Source organism: Mixta sp. Marseille-Q2659 (assembly GCF_940807255.1).
Lineage (GTDB): Bacteria > Pseudomonadota > Gammaproteobacteria > Enterobacterales > Enterobacteriaceae > Mixta.
The window spans coordinates 41,693-58,692 of the sequence record NZ_CALNWY010000001.1 but is presented as its reverse complement, the minus strand read 5'-3'; the positions used below and the strand labels follow the sequence as shown (position 1 = coordinate 58,692).

Here is a 17,000-nt window from a genome sequence, read left to right as displayed (position 1 = left end):
CTGGCTGGCGTGATATATGCTGCAAAATTAACATTCTGTTGCGTCGATTATCGTTTGACCGCTAAGCGTTCAGTATGATGTGCCGACTATAAGCCGGTAATGGAGAATAAAAATGCCTGCGGATTTTTATCGTCAAATCAATGAACAGCTGGCAGTAACGCAACAGGAAGGCCTGTTTAAGCAGGAGCGCATTATCACCTCGGCACAGCAGGCCGATATTCACCTGGGTTCAGGTGAGGAAGTGGTGAACTTTTGCGCCAATAACTATCTTGGCCTGGCGAATCATCCGGCGCTAATACTGGCGGCGAAAGAGGGCATGGAAAGCCACGGTTTTGGTATGGCTTCGGTGCGCTTTATTTGCGGAACGCAGGATATTCATAAGCAGCTAGAACAGCGCCTGGCCGATTTCCTTGGCATGGAGGATGCGATTCTTTACTCCTCCTGTTTCGATGCCAACGGCGGGCTGTTTGAAACACTGCTGGGGCCGGAAGATGCGGTGATTTCCGATGCGCTGAATCATGCCTCGATTATTGACGGCGTACGCTTATGCAAGGCGCAGCGCTACCGCTACGCCAATAACGATATGGCCGAACTGCGCGCCCGTCTTGAAGAAGCGCGCGCGGCGAACGCGCGTCATATTCTGATCGCTACCGACGGCGTGTTCTCCATGGACGGCGTGATTGCCAATTTGCGCGGTATCTGCGATCTGGCCGATGAGTTTGATGCGCTGGTAATGGTCGATGATTCGCACGCGGTAGGATTCGTTGGCGCGGGCGGGCGCGGTACGCATGAATACTGCGACGTCATGGGCCGCGTCGATATTATTACCGGCACGTTGGGCAAAGCGCTGGGCGGCGCTTCCGGCGGCTATACGGCGGCTAAAAAAGAGGTGGTAGAGTGGCTGCGTCAGCGCTCTCGTCCGTACCTGTTTTCTAACTCTTTGGCACCGGCGATTGTCTGTGCTTCGCTGCGGGTGCTGGAGATGTTGAGCGAAGGCGACGGCCTGCGCCAGCGTTTATGGGATAACGCGCATTATTTTCGCCGCGCGCTTACCGAGGCGGGCTTTACCCTGGCGGGCGCCGATCACGCCATTATTCCGGTCATGCTCGGCGAAGCCACGGTAGCGCAAGAATTTGCGCGCCTGCTGCAGAATGAAGGCATTTACGTTACCGGTTTCTTCTATCCCGTGGTGCCGAAAGGCCAGGCGCGTATCCGCACGCAAATTTCCGCCGCGCATACCCATCAGCAGCTTGAGCGCGCGGTGGACGCTTTTACGCGTATTGGACAACAGTTGGGCGTTATCGCCGGAGGAGCGCGGTCATGAAAGCACTGGCAAAACTGAAGGCGGCGGAAGGCATTTGGATGGTGACCGATGCACCCATCCCTGAGCCGGGCCATAACGATCTGCTGATTAAAATCCGTAAAACCGCCATTTGCGGCACGGATATTCATATTTATAACTGGGATGAGTGGTCGCAAAAAACCATTCCGGTGCCGATGATTGTCGGCCATGAATATGTGGGGGAAGTGGTTGCCGTAGGGCAGGAAGTCAAAGGCTTTGCCATCGGCGATCGCGTTTCTGGCGAAGGACACATTACCTGCGGTCACTGCCGCAACTGTCGTGCCGGACGCACGCATCTTTGCCGCAATACCGTCGGCGTGGGCGTGAACCGGCAGGGCTGTTTTGCTGAATACTTGGTTATTCCGGCATTTAACGCGTTTAAAATCCCGGACAATATCTCCGACGAGCTGGCAGCGATCTTCGATCCCTTCGGCAATGCGGTACATACCGCGCTCTCTTTTGACCTGGTCGGCGAAGATGTATTGATTACCGGCGCCGGGCCGATTGGCATTATGGCGGCGGCAGTCTGTAAACACGTTGGCGCGCGCCATGTGGTGATCACCGATGTGAATGAGTACCGCCTGGATCTGGCGCGTCAGATGGGCGTCACGCGCGCGGTAAATGTCAGCCGTGAATCGCTGACGCAGGTGATGAGCGAGCTGGGCATGACCGAAGGTTTTGATGTCGGGCTGGAGATGTCCGGCGCGCCGCCGGCGTTTCGCACCATGCTGGAGGCGATGAATCACGGCGGACGCATTGCGCTGCTGGGCATTCCCCCTTCCGATATGGCGATCGACTGGAATCAGGTGATCTTTAAAGGGCTATTTATCAAAGGAATTTATGGCCGGGAGATGTTTGAAACCTGGTACAAAATGGCCGCGCTGATTCAGTCCGGGCTCGATCTGCAGCCGATTATTACCCATCGCTACGTAATCGATGATTTCCAGCAGGGATTCGATGAAATGCGTTCCGGCCGTTCCGGAAAAGTGGTGCTGAGCTGGGATTAACTGTTCTGCAAACATCCGCACCGGCCTGCGTCGGTGCGGATTGTTCGCTTACTGTTTCTTTTCCGCATCGGTCAGGTAGCGCACCTTGCGCGTATAGTCCTGGCCTTTAAACAGCAGCGGCGCGTCAGATGAGTGAAGATATTTCTGCCATTCGGCGAGCGGGAATCCACCGTGCGCGCCGATGACCTCTTTCGGAATGACCGCTTCCTGTCCGCCGATCCGCTTGGAAACCGGCCAGTTCATCCATTCGCCCAGATTGACCGTTCTGATATCCAGCAGATCCAGCAGGGCTGCCAGCGGCAGCTGATCGGTCGGCGGCTGCGAGTCATCCATTAATTCCCAGGTATCCTGAAACAGCGTCAGCCAGAGCGGGCAGATACGTTTCCATGTCTGGCGCGTCGCGGCGAGGAAAGCGCCGTTAACGTGATCGACCAGAAAAGGACGTACTGTGCGCGCATAGTAGGCGGGCCGATTTTCCGGCGCAGCCTTATCCAGCTTGGCGATCATTTTCCCCTGACGAAAGCTGGAGTAGATATGGCCTTCCTTCATATTGATAACCGGCATTTGCAGCAGATTAAGATCGGAATCGATCATCAAAATGCCGTCAGTCTGCGCCTGGAGCGGCGCCTGCAACTTGATTAACCGGCTGCGGTAAATCTGCTTATAACGATAGTTCTCTTCGCGATTCGGCACTTCCAGCGTGACCACGCGCGCCTTTTCCGGCAGGTTGCGAAACAGCGCGGCGGACTGGTCGGTCACAATAACAATTTCTTCTACCCGATCGGCGTAGCGGGCGGCGAACAGCGCGCTTAGTTCCGCCTCTTCGATAAAGTCAGCGCCGGTACAGGGAATTACGACCGAGGTTACCGGTACGCTGCCTTGCGCATCGGCCTGGCCGTAAGGAATATTGTGACGCGACTGGATATAGCGATATTGCGGATTAAGAAAGTTAAACATGAGAAGAAGGTTCCTTGACCACGCTTTGCAGCAGAGCTTCGACGCCTGCGACGTAATTTTCAATGGCGTAGTGGGCTTTAACGTTGGCATTTGCCTGTGAAATCAAAGTCTGACGCAGCGCGGCGTCCTGACAAAGCGCCTGCATATGAGCGCAAAGACGCGCCGTATCGCCGTAATCAAACAGCAAGCCTGTGCGACCGTCGTCCACCAGTTCCGCGGTGCCGACCACTTTCGAGCCAATAACCGCCGTATTGACCAGCATCGCTTCCAGCACTACGCGCGGCAGGCCCTCGCTTTTCGACGCCAGCACAAAAACATCCATGGCTGCCAGATAGTCGAGCGCGTTGTTACGGAAACCGGTGAATATCACGCGATCGGCGATACCTTCCTGCGCCGCCTGCTGCTGCAGGTTATGCAGTTCCGGGCCAGCGCCGACAATCACCATGTGCCAGTTCACCTGCGGGCAGGCGCGCTGAAATTCGCCCAGCGCCTGCAATGTATGATGCGTTGATTTACGCGCGATCAGTGAGCCGATGCTGCCGAATAAGAAGCTGTCCGTCGGCAGGCCGAGGCGCGCGCGAACGGTCTGGCGATCGGGCAACGGCTGATGAATATCAATGGCGTTAGAGACGGTAAAACAACGCGCGGCATCAACGCCGCCGTCGCGCAACGTCTGGTTCACGCCGTGAGAAACGGCAATCACCGCGTCTACCCGCTGATTAATCATTTTCACCAGCTGCGGCGTCAGCAGCGGTTCGATTCGGCAATGCTGCACCAGGCCAATCGGCAGATCGGCAACCGCCAGATAACCTTCCACATTAGTGCTGGGCTGGTTATTCATATAGAGCGTATCGTAGCCGTCCTGAACCAGCAGTTCGCGCAGCCGACTCGCGTTAGGCTCAACGCGCCAACGACGATCGATCGCATCCACGACCCGCTTTTTCAGCGCGCGGCTGAAAAACAGCAGCGAACGCAGCAACTCTTTTTGCAGCTTGGCGGAGACGGGCTGTTTGCGCTGGGGAATAAAGATGACCGGAATGCCGATGGCGTTCAGCACTGATTCAATGGTTTCACCTTCACCGCGCTTATAGTTGTAGTAAAAACAGCAGGTTATATCGAAACGATTGCGGTCGATGCGCCTGAGCAATTCCAGCATGCTATTGGTGCCGCCGCCCCATTCTCTGCCGTTATCCAGCAACAGGATTTTTTGTCGAGCTTGCGTCATATCCTTACGCTCACGGAAGGTGAATTATCAGGGCGGCATTATAGAGGCTTACCGCCGCCCTGACGATGCACAATATGTCAGAACAGGCTGCCGATCTTTTTCACCAACGTACTTTGCTCAATGCTTTCCTTAATCACCGTTAGCGCCTGGGTTGCCGGGACTGGCGCAACCGGCTGCGGCAGAGGACAAACGGCGACGCCATGGAACGGATTACGCGGTTTCGGCGCGGCTTTAGACGGCGGTGGCGGCAGCGTGGGTCGAATGATCTGCGGCTCGTTCAACAACTGGCTGGGCCGCACCAGCGTGACGTCGGCGGGCAGGTTGGGCAGCATCTGCTGCAGCACACGCACAGTGGAAGGATGCGGATGGCCAATGGCAATTGCTGAGCCATTGCGCTGCGCCAGATGTACGGCGCGGGTAAACTGCTTACGGATCTCCGCTTCGTTCTGATTATCATCCAGAAAGACGCGGCGCTTGATCACTTTTACGCTGGTGCCGGCGGCGGCGCGCGTCGCCTGGCTATTGCCGATGGTCATGCTGTCGAGAAAGTAGAAGTTATAGTGATCCAGCACCTGCATTACCTTTTGCATGCCCGGCAGGCTGGAGGTCATCTTACTGCCCATATGGTTGTTCATACCGACAGCGTAAGGCACGTTACTCACGGCGTTATGAATGATGCGGGCGATCTCCTCGCTGCTCATTTCCGGTTGTAAAGTATCGCGCTCCAGCGGCTGTTTGCTGAGCGGCGCCATCGGCAGATGGATCAGCACTTCGTGTCCGCGCTGGTGGGCTTTGGTCGCCATTTCGCGCGCATGCGGCGCGGTGGGCAATACCGCGACCGAAATGGCATTCGGCATCTGTAAGACCTGGTTTTCCTGCTGCGGCCGATAGCCAAAATCATCAATAACAATCGCCAGCTTAGCGGCGCTGGCCGAGCAGCCTAGCAGCAGGCCGCTTAGCGCAGCGGCCATTTTTTTAACTGAAAACAAAACTTATCTTCCTAACCACGGGAGTGGATTGACCGCCTGACCCTGACGACGGATTTCGAAATAGAGCGATGGCGTACCGCGACCGCCGCTGGTGCCGACCAGCGCAATCGGCTGTCCGGCTTTCACCTGGGCTCCGGTACTCACCAGCGCGCTCTGGTTATAACCGTACAGGCTCATATCGCCTTTACCGTGTTCGACCACCACCACCAGACCGTAACCCTGCAGCCAGTCGGCCATCAGCACGCGGCCATCGGCGATTGCTTTCACCTCGGTGCCTTCTGGCGCGTCAATGACTAAACCTTTCCAGCGCAGTTCACCCTGTAGCGCTTCGCCGAAGCGGTGTTCAATGCGGCCGCGTACCGGCCAGTATGCCTGTCCGCCAGGACGGCCCAAGCCGCCGGTGCGCGACATCAGCGATTGCTCGCTGGCGGTGGGTTTATAGGTGGAACCTTTAGCTTTAGCCTGCGCCTGACGCTTCCGTACCTGCTCTGCTTCGCGCGCTTCACGTTCAGCGCGCGCTTTGGCCTCGCGTTCGGCGCGGGCGATTTTATCCTGCAGGCGGCTTTCGTTCTGGCGCATTTCCACCAGATCGGCCTGGTCTTTTTCCAGTGCGTTTTCCAGCGTTGTCAGCGTTTTCTTGCGTGCGGCGCGCGCTTCTTCCAGCCGCGTCTGCTGCGTTTGCTGATCGCTTAACAACGTTTTTTGCTGGTTCTGCTTATTTTGGAGATCGGTTTTTTGCGTTGCCAGATCGCGGCGCGTTTGCTGCAGATCGCCGATAGTTTTCTGGCGCGCTTCGTTGAGATAGCCGAAATAAGAGAGGATGCGCTCGCTACGCTGGCTCTCTTCGCCGCCAAGCAGCAGCTGTAAGCCGCTGTGCTTGCCCTGGCGGAACGCTGCTTCCAGCTGCTGCGCTAGCAGGGTTTCCTGCTGCGCCTGTTGCTTTTGCAGCTGGGCGATGGAGCGGTTAAGGGAATCGATCTCTTTATTCAGACGGGTGAGCGATTGCTGCATCTGACGCAGTTTGCGGCTGGCGTCAGCAATCAATTTTTCCTGGCCCTGCAGCTGATCCAATAGCTTGCTGCGCTGCTCTTTCTGTAAGCGGACGCTTTTTTCTTTTTCGGCAATGTCCTGCTGAATGGATTTTAGCTGGGATTTATTGTCATCCGCAGCGCTGGCGTGCAGCGGCAACAGCAGCGCGCCAGCACATAACAGGCTGGCGGAAAGCGCGGACAGGCTGCTGCGTAACGGCGAATAGCAGGCCATAAAGTTACCTGAAGTCCATGAATGTAAAACTGCTGCTTTTTCCCTCATAAGAGGCCGATTATTCCATGATGAATAGCCGCTTGCCAGCAAAGGGCAAGGCTTTTCCGTTTCTGTTCATGTCAAACGTGTTTTCAGAACTGCGCAATATGCAGCAGAAAGACACGCAATTCGCTTTATTAAAAGGACATTAGCGGATAATTGCACCCTCTGCCGCGCCTTTTTATCCTTTCGTCTTCGCGTTGTTTGCGCCGGGGCAAATTTTTTCCGTTTTATGCGGCAGAAAACGACACTCTAACCGCTTCGCGACTGTACATGCGAGGTGGCGTAGGTATACTCAGAAACCTATTTTTCGCTTATTAACCCTGTCGGGAGTTGTTACCCCTCATGCAAGAAATTATGCAGTTCGCAAGCAATCACCTCATTCTTTGTCTGGCATGGGTTGTATTGCTGGTTTTGGTGATCGTGACCACGTTTAAAGGCATGTTTTCCAAAGTTAAAACCATCAGCCGCGGCGAAGCGACTCGCCTGATTAACAAAGAAGACGCGGTGGTTGTGGATACCCGCTCTCGCGACGAGTTTCGTAAAGGTCATATTTCCGGTGCGCATAATATTCTGGCAGCGGACATTAAAAAGGGCAGTTTCAGCGAACTGGAAAAGCATAAGGCTCAGCCCATAATTGTAGTTTGCGCGACGGGTAATTCAGCTTTTGAAGCGGCTTCCCAACTGAGCGCAGCAGGTTTTGAGCAGGTGAGCGTACTGAAAGACGGTATCGCTGGCTGGAGCAGTGAAAATCTGCCGCTGGTGCGCGGCAAATAACCTAAAGGTGCTGAAAATGGCTAACGTAGAAGTGTATACCAAAGCAACCTGTCCTTACTGCCACCGGGCGAAAGCGCTGCTGGCTCAGAAAGGCGTCGCTTTCCAGGAAATCCCGATTGACGGCGATGCGGAAAAACGCGAAGAGATGATTAAGCGCAGCGGTCGTACCACCGTACCGCAGATTTTTATCGATGCGCAACATATCGGCGGTTGTGACGATCTTTACGCGCTGGACAGCCGTGAAGGGCTCGATCCGTTGCTGAAGTAATGGCGTTACTGGCGTAACGATGGATTTTTTTAACTAACAGGACTCAAGCATAATGTCAGAACAAAACACCAGCGAAATGTCATTCCAGATCCAGCGCATCTATACGAAAGATATTTCTTTTGAAGCCCCGAACGCACCGCAGGTTTTCCAGAAAGAGTGGGAGCCGGAAGTTAAACTGGATCTGGATACCGCTTCCAGCCAGCTGGCCGAAGGCATCTATGAAGTGGTGCTGCGCGTAACGGTTACCGCCTCAATGGGCACCGATACCGCGTTCCTGTGTGAAGTTCAGCAGGCGGGTATTTTCACCATTTCCGGTATCGAAGGCACCCAGATGGCGCACTGCCTCGGCGCTTACTGCCCGAACATTCTGTTCCCGTATGCCCGTGAATGCATTACCAGCCTGGTTTCTCGCGGTACCTTCCCGCAGCTTAACCTTGCGCCAGTTAACTTCGATGCGCTGTTTATGAACTATTTGCAGCAGCAGGAAGGCGCCGAACCTCGTCAGGATGCCTGATGAATAAGCGTAACGCGTCAGTGACCGTGCTGGGTGCCGGATCTTACGGCACCGCATTGGCCATTACCTTAGCCCGCAACGGCCATCAAGTGCTGTTGTGGGGCCATAATCCTCAACATCTGGCGCAGCTGGAAGCCGATCGCTGCAATGTGGCTTTTCTGCCAGATGTTCCTTTTCCCGATACCCTTTCGACCGAATCCGATCTTGCCGAGGCCGTTCGCGCCAGCCGCGACTTGCTGATTGTTGTTCCCAGCCATGTATTTGGCGAAGTGCTGCAACAGGTTAAGCCGTATCTGCGCGCCGACTCGCGTATCGTTTGGGCAACGAAAGGACTGGAGCGCGAAACCGGTCGTTTATTGCAGGATGTTGCGCGCGAAATCGTGGGCGATGCGCTGCCGCTGGCGGTGATCTCCGGGCCGACCTTTGCCAAAGAGCTGGCTGCCGGTTTGCCTACCGCCATCGCGCTGGCCGCCACCGAACCGCAATTTGCTGAAGATCTGCAACAGCTGCTGCACTGCGGCAAAAGCTTCCGCGTTTATAACAATCCCGACTTTATCGGCGTACAGCTGGGCGGAGCGGTAAAAAACGTGATTGCTATCGGCGCGGGCATGTCTGACGGCATTGGCTTCGGCGCCAATGCGCGTACCGCTTTGATTACGCGCGGCCTGGCGGAGATGAGCCGTTTAGGCGAGGCGTTGGGCGCCGATCCCACCACCTTTATGGGCATGGCGGGACTGGGCGATCTGGTGCTGACCTGTACGGATAATCAGTCGCGCAACCGCCGTTTCGGCATTATGTTGGGCCAGGGTGTGGATGTGGAAAGCGCGCAGCAGCAGATTGGCCAGGTTGTCGAAGGTTATCGCAACACCAAAGAGGTGCGGGCGCTGGCGGCGCGCTACGGCGTTGAAATGCCAATAACCGAGCAAATTTATCAGGTATTGTATTGCGAAAAATCGGCGCGCGAGGCAGCATTGAACTTGCTGGGGCGTGCCCGCAAGGATGAAAACAGCAGTCGCTGAGGCGGAGGCCCGGCAGAGATACCTGTGGCGTTTCGGGTGATCCGAACGCTATTTTTTTATCGGGAGAGAGCGATGTCGGATGATGAATTAGATCTGGTCTGGAAGAACATCAAAGCGGAAGGGCGTGCCCTTGCGGATTGTGAACCCATGTTGGCCAGCTTTTTCCATGCGACCTTGCTGAAGCATGAAAACCTCGGCAGCGCGCTCAGTTATATGTTAGCCAACAAGCTGGCTAACGCCATTATGCCCGCCATCGCCATTCGTGAAATTGTGGAAGAAGCCTATCGGAACGATCCTTCCATGATAGCCGCTGCGGCGCGCGATATTCTGGCGGTTCGCCAGCGCGACCCGGCGATAGATAAATATTCTACGCCGCTGCTCTATCTGAAAGGCTTTCACGCGCTGCAGGCCTATCGCATCGGCCACTGGCTGTGGAATGAAGGGCGCCGCGCGCTGGCGGTTTATCTGCAAAATGAAATCTCCGTTTCTTTTGCCGTCGATATTCATCCGGCGGCGCGCATCGGCTGCGGCATTATGCTCGACCATGCTACCGGCATCGTTATTGGCGAAACGGCGGTAGTGGAGAATGATGTCTCTATTCTGCAGTCGGTAACGCTGGGCGGCACAGGTAAAACCAGCGGCGATCGTCATCCGAAAATCCGTGAAGGCGTGATGATCGGCGCAGGCGCGAAAATCCTTGGCAATATCGAAGTGGGGCGCGGGGCAAAAATCGGCGCCGGATCGGTGGTGCTGCAACCGGTGCCGCCGCATACTACCGCCGCTGGCGTCCCGGCGCGCATCGTTGGCAAACCGGCCAGCGATAAGCCATCAATGGATATGGATCAGCACTTTAACGGCACCATTCCCGGTTTTGAGTTCGGCGACGGCATTTAACGTCGCCCGCGATCGGCATCAGCTTTTTAGCAGGGCGCCGCAATAATCCAGCTGCCGCCAGGCTTCATACACCACTACTGAAACTGCATTCGACAGGTTCATGCTGCGGCTTTGCGCCAGCATCGGAATGCGGATTTTTTGCTGCGGTGGCAACGCATCCAGAATGGTGGCGGGCAATCCCCGGCTTTCCGGCCCGAACAGCAAATAATCTCCGGTCTGATAGCTGACGGCGCTGTGCGCAGGTGTGCCTTTGGTCGTCAGCGCAAACAGTCGCTCCGGCTGTTCGCTGGCGCAGAAAGCCTCGTAGCTGGCGTGGCGCTTAATGGCGGTAAATTCGTGGTAATCAAGCCCGGCGCGGCGTAGACGTTTGTCATCCCAGGCGAAGCCAAGCGGTTCAATCAGATGCAGCTGGAAGCCGGTATTGGCGCACAGGCGAATGATGTTGCCGGTGTTAGGTGGAATTTCAGGTTCAAATAAGACGATGTTCAGCATAAGGCCCCCGATAACGAGGGCCGAAGCATAACAAATTAGCGCACAGAGTACAGCGGCAGCCAAATCGTCAGACGCAGGCCGCCGAGCGGGCTGTCGTCCGCTTTTACCCAACCGCGATGTTGCTGGATCGCCGTTTCAACAATCGCCAGGCCCAAACCGGTGCCGCCTGATTCCCGATCGCGAGCCTCATCGGTGCGATAGAAGGGACGGAAAATCTGCTCGCGATCTTCCGGACTGACGCCGGGGCCGTCATCATCCACATGAACCGTAATGCCCTGATTGTCTACCGAGAAGCTGACAGAAATATGCGTATTGGAGTAGCGCAGCGCGTTGCGAACGATGTTCTCCAGCGCGCTTTCCAGCGCATGCGGGTTGCCGTACAGCGGCCAGGGCCCAGGCGGATAAGGCACCTCCAGCTTTTTCCCCATCTGTTCGGCTTCAAACTTCGCATCTTCCAGGACGCCGTTCCACAGATGGTTCGCCTTCATTGCTTCGCTGACCAGCGCATTTTTATGTTGCGTGCGCGACAGCACCAGCAGATCATTAATCATGCCGTCCAGGCGCTGTGCTTCCAGCTCAATACGTCCCAGTTCTTTACCTTCGCCATAGCGACGACGCATCAGCGCGGTAGCCAGCTGCAGGCGCGTTAACGGCGTGCGTAGCTCGTGAGAAATATCGGAAAGCAGCCGCTGCTGCGCCGTCATCATTCTCTCCAGCGCGCTCACCATCTGGTTGAAACTGGAGCCAGCGGCGAGGAATTCCTGCGGCCCCGCTTCCAGTTCGGGATGCTGACGCAAGTTTCCGCTTGCCACTTCATCGGCCGCATGTTTTAACTTACGCGCCGGTTTCGCCAGGCTCCAGGCCAGCCACAGCAACAGCGGCGAGCTGATAAGCATGGTAACAATCAGCAGTAATAGCGGTCGGTCAAACAGCAGGTTGATAAAATCGAGCTGGGAGCTGCTGGCGGGGCGCATCAGATAGAGCTGGTAGTTATCTTCGCCATCACGTACGGCAAACGGGCCGACCAGTTCGACGCGGCCATATTTCTTCTTCTGGGGATGATCGGCATTGTCAGATTGCCCGATAAAGTTACGGATAATCTGCATTTCATTGTGCTGTGCGCCGATAACGCGACCTTCGCTGGTGACCAGCAGCAGGCGCTGTCCCGGCGGCGCCCACTTATCAATGGCGCGAAACAGGCGACGCCACCACATCAGATCGTTCGGCGGATCCTGCATCAGTTCCGCCTCAACGTGCTGCTCAATCATGGTGCCCTGTCGCTGCTCGCTTTCCAGCAGCGACGTGAGCTGACGTGAGTCCAGCTTGGGCAGCATCAGCACCAGCATCAGCACCAGCGCCAGGGTTAACCAGAAAATGGCAAAGATGCGGGTGGTCAGACTGCTTATCATGACGCGGAAACCATCAAATATCCGCGACCGCGCAGGGTTTTAAACCAGGGATGCCCGTCACGGCGTTCAGGCAGCTTGCGACGCAGGTTAGAGATGTGCATATCAATCGCGCGATCGAAAGGCGTAAGGCGCTTGCCTAACACTTCCTGACTGAGATGTTCGCGGGAGACAACCTGGCCTAAATGCTGCGCCAGTAGATAGAGCAGGGTAAATTCCGTGCCGGTGAGATCCAGCGTAACGTTATCGAAGCTTGCCTCCTGACGTCCCGGATTCAGACGCAGACAATCCACTTCCAGCGTGGGGGAACTGTTGTCATGTTGTTGCTGCTGTTCGCTCCAGCTGGAACGACGCAAAATGGCTCTGATGCGCGCCACCAGTTCGCGATCGTTAAAAGGCTTGGGTAGATAGTCATCCGCGCCCAGTTCCAGGCCCAGAACACGATCCAGTTCACTGCCGCGTGCGGTCAACATAATGACCGGCGTTTGGTACTGCTGACGTAGTTCTTTTAAGGTGTCGATACCGTTTTTCTTCGGCATCATGACATCCAGTAATAACAGGTCAATCGAATCGTCAAGCAGGCTTAATGCCTGTTCGCCATCTGAGGCGACAACGATATGAAAACCTTCCATTTCAAGTAATTCTTTAAGCAGCGAAGTTAATTCGCGGTCATCATCTACCAACAGGATTTTATTCATTTTCTTAAGCCCTCCGCAGGCAAAATAGCGTGATCGCACACCCCATTCCATCGCTTTACGTAGTTTTACACCCCCTGACGCTAGTTTGCAGCCATCTCTGTAGTCTGAACCTCGTTGAATCAAATGATGCAAACGAATGTGGGAGTAAACGATGCGCATAGTAACCGCCGCCGTCTTTGCTTCAGCCTCGGTGGTTTTAAGTTACTCCAGCGCGTGGGCAGCAGACGTTACGACGATTGACGGGATGCATCAGCCGAGTGAATTGATGACTGGCAGCATAGCGCAAAATCCGCAAAGCCATATGTTTGACGGCATTCAGCTTTCGGAGCAACAGCGTCAGCAAATGCGGGATCTGATGCAGCAAACGCAATATGAGCGTCCTCCCGTAAACGTGAATGATTTAGAAACTCTGCACAATTTAGTGATTGCAGAAAAGTTTAACGAAACAGCTGTAAAGGCGCAGGCCGAAAAGTTAGCACAGGCGCAGGTTGCGCGGCAGGTCGAAATGTCCAGGATCCGCAATCAGATGTATCACCTGCTAACGCCGCAGCAACAGGCTGTTTTGCAGAAAAAGCATGAGCAACGGATGAATGAGTTGCGCAGGCTAACGAATCTGCAGCAGGTTCCATCGCTGCATGACGCGAGCAGTACCGGCAGTAACCAGTAACATAGTATCCCTGTTTTCCTTGCCATAGACACCATCCCTGTCTTCCCCCGCATGACGCGGGGGTTTTTTTTGCCTTATTGTTTTGATCCCCTGTCCTTCTCAAATTCACCTGATCGCTATAACCTTGCGCCTGCATTGCCCAATTTTGCGATACTGCTCTTATACTTAGCTTTTACTTTTCGTGGGGGGCGCATGCTGGCTTCTTATGCGCGGCTGGTTAGCCGGGCAGCGTTGGCGGCAACGGTACTGGCAGTGCTGCTGCTGTTTATCAAAATTTTCGCCTGGTGGTATACCGGATCGGTCAGCGTGTTGGCGGCGCTGGTGGATTCTTTGGTGGATACCGCCGCTTCGTTGACCAATTTGCTGGTAGTGCGCTATTCGTTACAGCCTGCGGATGCCGAACATACTTTTGGCTATGGCAAAGCAGAATCGCTGGCGGCGCTGGCGCAAAGCATGTTTATTTCCGGCTCTGCCCTGTTTCTGTTTTTGACCGGCATTCAGCATCTGGCAAGCCCTGGCGAACTGCACGCGCCGCTGGTCGGGATGGTGGTCACGCTTATTGCGCTCGTTTCTACGCTGTTGTTGGTTGCTTTTCAGCGTTGGGTGGTACGTAAAACGCAAAGCCAGGCGATACGCGCCGATATGCTGCACTATCAGTCTGACGTGATGATGAACGGCGCCATTTTACTGGCGCTGGCGCTGAGCTGGTATGGCTTTCCGCGTGCCGATGCGCTGTTTGCGTTAGCGATTGGCGTATGGATTCTGTTTAGTGCGTTACGTATGGGCTATGATGCCGTACAGTCGTTGCTTGACCGCGCGCTGCCCGATGAAGAGCGGCAACAGATCGTTAAAATCATCACTACCTGGCCGGGCGTGCAGGGGGCGCATGATTTGCGCACCAGGCAATCGGGGCCCACCCGATTTATTCAGGTGCATCTGGAGATTGAAGATAATTTGCCGTTAATACAGGCGCACAGAGTTGCGGAACAGGTTGAGCAGGCGTTGTTAAAGCAGTTTCCCGGCTCCGACATTATCATCCATCAGGATCCCTGTTCGGTTGCCCGAACTGAGCCGCAGGGTTTTTTATAGCCAGAAGTATGAAATAATATCAGCCTTGCTTTTAAGCAGAGCGCGAAGCCAGATTGTGCAAAAGATTTACCCGAAACTAGTCTGACCTGAATCAATTCAGCATCAGGGGTTTGATATACTATTTGCCATTATGAGTCGGTAAGATCGGACACTGAGCGGGCGTCGAACCTTCCCGGCGTAACGAATTCATCATCAAGTATTGAGTCCAGAGGTAGCCATGATCAAGAAAATCGGTGTACTGACAAGCGGCGGCGACGCCCCAGGGATGAACGCAGCTATTCGTGGGGTTGTCCGTTCCGCCCTGAGTGAAGGCCTGGAAGTATGTGGCATTTATGATGGCTATCTCGGCTTGTATGAAGACCGCATGATCAACCTCGATCGCTATAGCGTTTCTGACATGATTAACCGCGGCGGCACCTTCCTGGGCTCTGCGCGTTTTCCTGAATTCCGTAACGAAGAGACGCGTCAGGTTGCTATTGAGAACATGAAAAAGCGCGGCATCGATGCGCTGGTGGTTATTGGTGGCGACGGCTCCTATATGGGTGCAAAACGCCTGACCGAAATGGGTTTCCCGTGTATCGGTCTGCCGGGCACCATCGATAACGACGTTGCCGGTACTGACTACACCATCGGCTATTTCACTGCACTGGAAACCGTGGTTGAGGCGATTGACCGTCTGCGCGATACCTCTTCTTCGCATCAGCGTATTTCCATCGTAGAAGTGATGGGCCGTTATTGCGGCGATCTGACGCTGGCGGCGGCGATTGCGGGCGGCTGTGAATTTATCGTTCTGCCCGAAATTCCGTACACCCGCGAAGAGCTGGTACAGGAAATCAAAGCCGGTATCGAAAAAGGTAAGAAACACGCTATCGTCGCGATCACCGAACATATCTGTGATATTGACGAGCTGGCTAAATATATCGAAGCCGAAACCAAGCGTGAAACCCGTGCTACCGTACTGGGCCATATTCAACGCGGTGGTGCGCCGGTTGCCTATGACCGTATTCTGGCTTCCCGTATGGGCGCTTATGCTATTGAACTGCTGCTGCAGGGCTATGGTGGACGCTGCGTCGGTATCCAGAACGAAAAAATGGTTCATCACGACATCATTGATGCCATTGAAAACATGAAGCGCCCCTTCAAGCGCGACTGGCTGGAAACGGCGAAAAAGCTTTACTAATGCTATTCAGGGCGCTGCGTTCGCGGCGCCTTTTTTATCTCCGCATATATTCCATTAAGTAATAACCTCCTATTTTTAATTCTTTAAAACGCCATCAGGATTATGTCACGCTTCTGTTAATTAAACTTTGGGAGAGCGCGTGATGAATAAGTGGAGTGTGGGCCTGGCGGTGTTACTGGCGTCAACCAGCGTACTGGCGAAAGATATTCAGCTGTTGAATGTCTCTTACGATCCGACGCGTGAACTGTATGAGCAATATAACAAAGCGTTCAGCGCACATTACAAACAGGAAACCGGCGATAACGTGGTTATCCGTCAGTCGCACGGCGGCTCCGGCAAGCAGGCAACCTCGGTAATTAACGGTATTCGGGCCGATGTCGTGACATTGGCACTGGCTTCCGATATTGACGCCATCGCCGAACGTGGCCGTATTGATAAGGGCTGGATAAAACGTCTGCCGCATAACGCCGCGCCTTATACCTCCACCATTGTTTTCCTGGTACGCAAAGGCAATCCCAAACAGATTCACGACTGGCCCGATTTGCTTAAGCCTGGCGTTTCGGTGATTACGCCGAACCCGAAAACCTCTGGCGGCGCGCGCTGGAACTATCTGGCTGCCTGGGGCTACGCGCTCGATCAGAACAAAGGCGATCAGGCGAAGGCGCTGGACTTTGTCAAAGCGCTGTTTAAGAACGTAGAGGTGCAGGATTCGGGCGCGCGCGGCGCAACCAACACCTTTGTTGAACGCGGCATTGGCGATGTCTTAATTGCCTGGGAAAACGAAGCCTACCTGGCGGTTAACAAGCTGGGCAAAGATCAGTTTGAAATCGTGACGCCCAGTGAATCTATCCTTGCTGAGCCGACGGTGTCCGTTGTCGATCGCGTGGTAGATGAACGTGATACGCGCAAAGTGGCTAACGAGTATTTGAATTATCTCTATTCGCCGGAAGGGCAGGCTATCGCAGCGCAAAACTTCTATCGTCCGCGCGATCCTGAGGTCGCAAAAAAATATGCCAGCACTTTTACACCGCTGAAACTGTTTACCATTGATAACAAATTCGGCGGCTGGACGCAGGCGCAGAAAACGCACTTTGCTGAAGGCGGCACGTACGATCAGGTGATGAAGCGCTAGTTCGCTCCCGATAATTTACCGTGACAATCCTCATGAAGATGG

At 54.8% G+C, this 17,000-nt stretch carries 18 protein-coding genes; 11 read left to right on the top strand and 7 right to left on the bottom strand.

The genetic code is table 11. The features are described from left to right. Positions 1–112: 112 nt before the first annotated feature. Positions 113–1,324 (top strand): glycine C-acetyltransferase, encoded by a 1,212-nt coding sequence (locus tag P3C52_RS00275; RefSeq protein WP_275553250.1) that lies wholly within the window; start codon positions 113–115, stop codon positions 1,322–1,324. Continuing rightward, positions 1,321–2,349 (top strand): L-threonine 3-dehydrogenase, encoded by a 1,029-nt coding sequence (tdh, locus tag P3C52_RS00270; protein ID WP_275553249.1) that lies wholly within the window; start codon positions 1,321–1,323, stop codon positions 2,347–2,349. The genes P3C52_RS00275 and tdh overlap by 4 nt, the downstream gene beginning before the upstream one ends. A gap of 48 nt (positions 2,350–2,397) precedes the next feature. On the opposite strand, the gene P3C52_RS00265 is transcribed toward tdh, so the two are convergent. The 4 genes from P3C52_RS00265 to envC all read right to left on the bottom strand — a co-directional run bounded on the left by P3C52_RS00265 (position 2,398) and on the right by envC (position 6,831). Next, positions 2,398–3,306, bottom strand: coding sequence for a hypothetical protein (locus tag P3C52_RS00265; RefSeq protein ID WP_275553248.1), 909 nt, complete (start codon positions 3,304–3,306; stop codon positions 2,398–2,400). Continuing rightward, complete coding sequence (locus P3C52_RS00260) at positions 3,299–4,531, bottom strand: glycosyltransferase (protein ID WP_275553247.1); 1,233 nt, start codon at positions 4,529–4,531, stop codon at positions 3,299–3,301. The genes P3C52_RS00265 and P3C52_RS00260 overlap by 8 nt, the downstream gene beginning before the upstream one ends. Before the next feature lie 77 nt (positions 4,532–4,608). Further along, positions 4,609–5,502, bottom strand: coding sequence for a divergent polysaccharide deacetylase family protein (locus P3C52_RS00255; RefSeq protein ID WP_275553530.1), 894 nt, complete (start codon positions 5,500–5,502; stop codon positions 4,609–4,611). 21 nt (positions 5,503–5,523) lie between these two features. Next, on the bottom strand, positions 5,524–6,831 hold the full coding sequence (gene envC / locus P3C52_RS00250; protein ID WP_275553246.1) for a murein hydrolase activator EnvC: 1,308 nt from the start codon (positions 6,829–6,831) through the stop codon (positions 5,524–5,526). Between the two features lie 336 nt (positions 6,832–7,167). On the opposite strand from envC, the gene P3C52_RS00245 reads away from it, so the two are divergent. The 5 genes from P3C52_RS00245 to cysE all read left to right on the top strand — a co-directional run bounded on the left by P3C52_RS00245 (position 7,168) and on the right by cysE (position 10,294). After that, positions 7,168–7,599 (top strand): rhodanese-like domain-containing protein, encoded by a 432-nt coding sequence (locus P3C52_RS00245; RefSeq protein ID WP_275553245.1) that lies wholly within the window; start codon positions 7,168–7,170, stop codon positions 7,597–7,599. A 16-nt stretch (positions 7,600–7,615) separates the two neighbouring features. After that, positions 7,616–7,867 carry a glutaredoxin 3 gene (grxC, locus tag P3C52_RS00240; RefSeq protein WP_275553244.1) on the top strand — a complete coding sequence of 84 codons (252 nt, stop codon included), beginning with the start codon at positions 7,616–7,618 and terminating at the stop codon, positions 7,865–7,867. Between the two features lie 52 nt (positions 7,868–7,919). After that, a complete protein-coding gene (gene secB / locus P3C52_RS00235) occupies positions 7,920–8,381 on the top strand; it encodes a protein-export chaperone SecB (RefSeq protein ID WP_275553243.1) in 462 nt (153 codons plus the stop codon). Continuing rightward, on the top strand, positions 8,381–9,400 hold the full coding sequence (gpsA, locus tag P3C52_RS00230; protein ID WP_275553242.1) for an NAD(P)H-dependent glycerol-3-phosphate dehydrogenase: 1,020 nt from the start codon (positions 8,381–8,383) through the stop codon (positions 9,398–9,400). Before secB ends, gpsA begins: the two co-directional genes overlap by 1 nt. Positions 9,401–9,472: 72 nt before the next feature. Then, the gene (gene cysE / locus P3C52_RS00225; RefSeq protein ID WP_275553241.1) at positions 9,473–10,294 is read left to right on the top strand and encodes a serine O-acetyltransferase; all 822 of its coding nucleotides are present in this window, start codon (positions 9,473–9,475) and stop codon (positions 10,292–10,294) included. Between the two features lie 18 nt (positions 10,295–10,312). On the opposite strand, the gene trmL is transcribed toward cysE, so the two are convergent. From trmL to cpxR, 3 genes are read right to left on the bottom strand one after another with little or no spacing between them, the layout of a single operon-like run. Then, entirely contained in the window at positions 10,313–10,786 is a 474-nt protein-coding gene (trmL, locus tag P3C52_RS00220; protein WP_275553240.1) for a tRNA (uridine(34)/cytosine(34)/5-carboxymethylaminomethyluridine(34)-2'-O)-methyltransferase TrmL, read from the bottom strand. Positions 10,787–10,821: 35 nt separating this feature from the next. Continuing rightward, positions 10,822–12,195, bottom strand: coding sequence for an envelope stress sensor histidine kinase CpxA (gene cpxA, locus P3C52_RS00215; RefSeq protein ID WP_275553239.1), 1,374 nt, complete (start codon positions 12,193–12,195; stop codon positions 10,822–10,824). Further along, positions 12,192–12,890 (bottom strand): envelope stress response regulator transcription factor CpxR, encoded by a 699-nt coding sequence (gene cpxR / locus P3C52_RS00210; RefSeq protein ID WP_275553238.1) that lies wholly within the window; start codon positions 12,888–12,890, stop codon positions 12,192–12,194. Before cpxR ends, cpxA begins: the two co-directional genes overlap by 4 nt. Before the next feature lie 151 nt (positions 12,891–13,041). Here cpxR and cpxP point away from each other — a divergent pair, with 151 nt between their 5' ends. The 4 genes from cpxP (at position 13,042) to P3C52_RS00190 (ending at position 16,958) form a co-directional block, all read left to right on the top strand. Continuing rightward, positions 13,042–13,557 carry a cell-envelope stress modulator CpxP gene (gene cpxP, locus P3C52_RS00205; RefSeq protein ID WP_275553237.1) on the top strand — a complete coding sequence of 172 codons (516 nt, stop codon included), beginning with the start codon at positions 13,042–13,044 and terminating at the stop codon, positions 13,555–13,557. Between the two features lie 192 nt (positions 13,558–13,749). Continuing rightward, positions 13,750–14,646, top strand: a complete 897-nt coding sequence (gene fieF / locus P3C52_RS00200; protein ID WP_275553236.1) for a CDF family cation-efflux transporter FieF — start codon at positions 13,750–13,752, stop codon at positions 14,644–14,646. 217 nt (positions 14,647–14,863) lie between these two features. After that, positions 14,864–15,826 (top strand): 6-phosphofructokinase, encoded by a 963-nt coding sequence (pfkA, locus tag P3C52_RS00195; protein WP_275553235.1) that lies wholly within the window; start codon positions 14,864–14,866, stop codon positions 15,824–15,826. A 142-nt stretch (positions 15,827–15,968) separates the two neighbouring features. Further along, positions 15,969–16,958, top strand: coding sequence for a sulfate ABC transporter substrate-binding protein (locus P3C52_RS00190; RefSeq protein ID WP_275553234.1), 990 nt, complete (start codon positions 15,969–15,971; stop codon positions 16,956–16,958). The last annotated feature ends 42 nt before the right edge of the window (positions 16,959–17,000 follow it).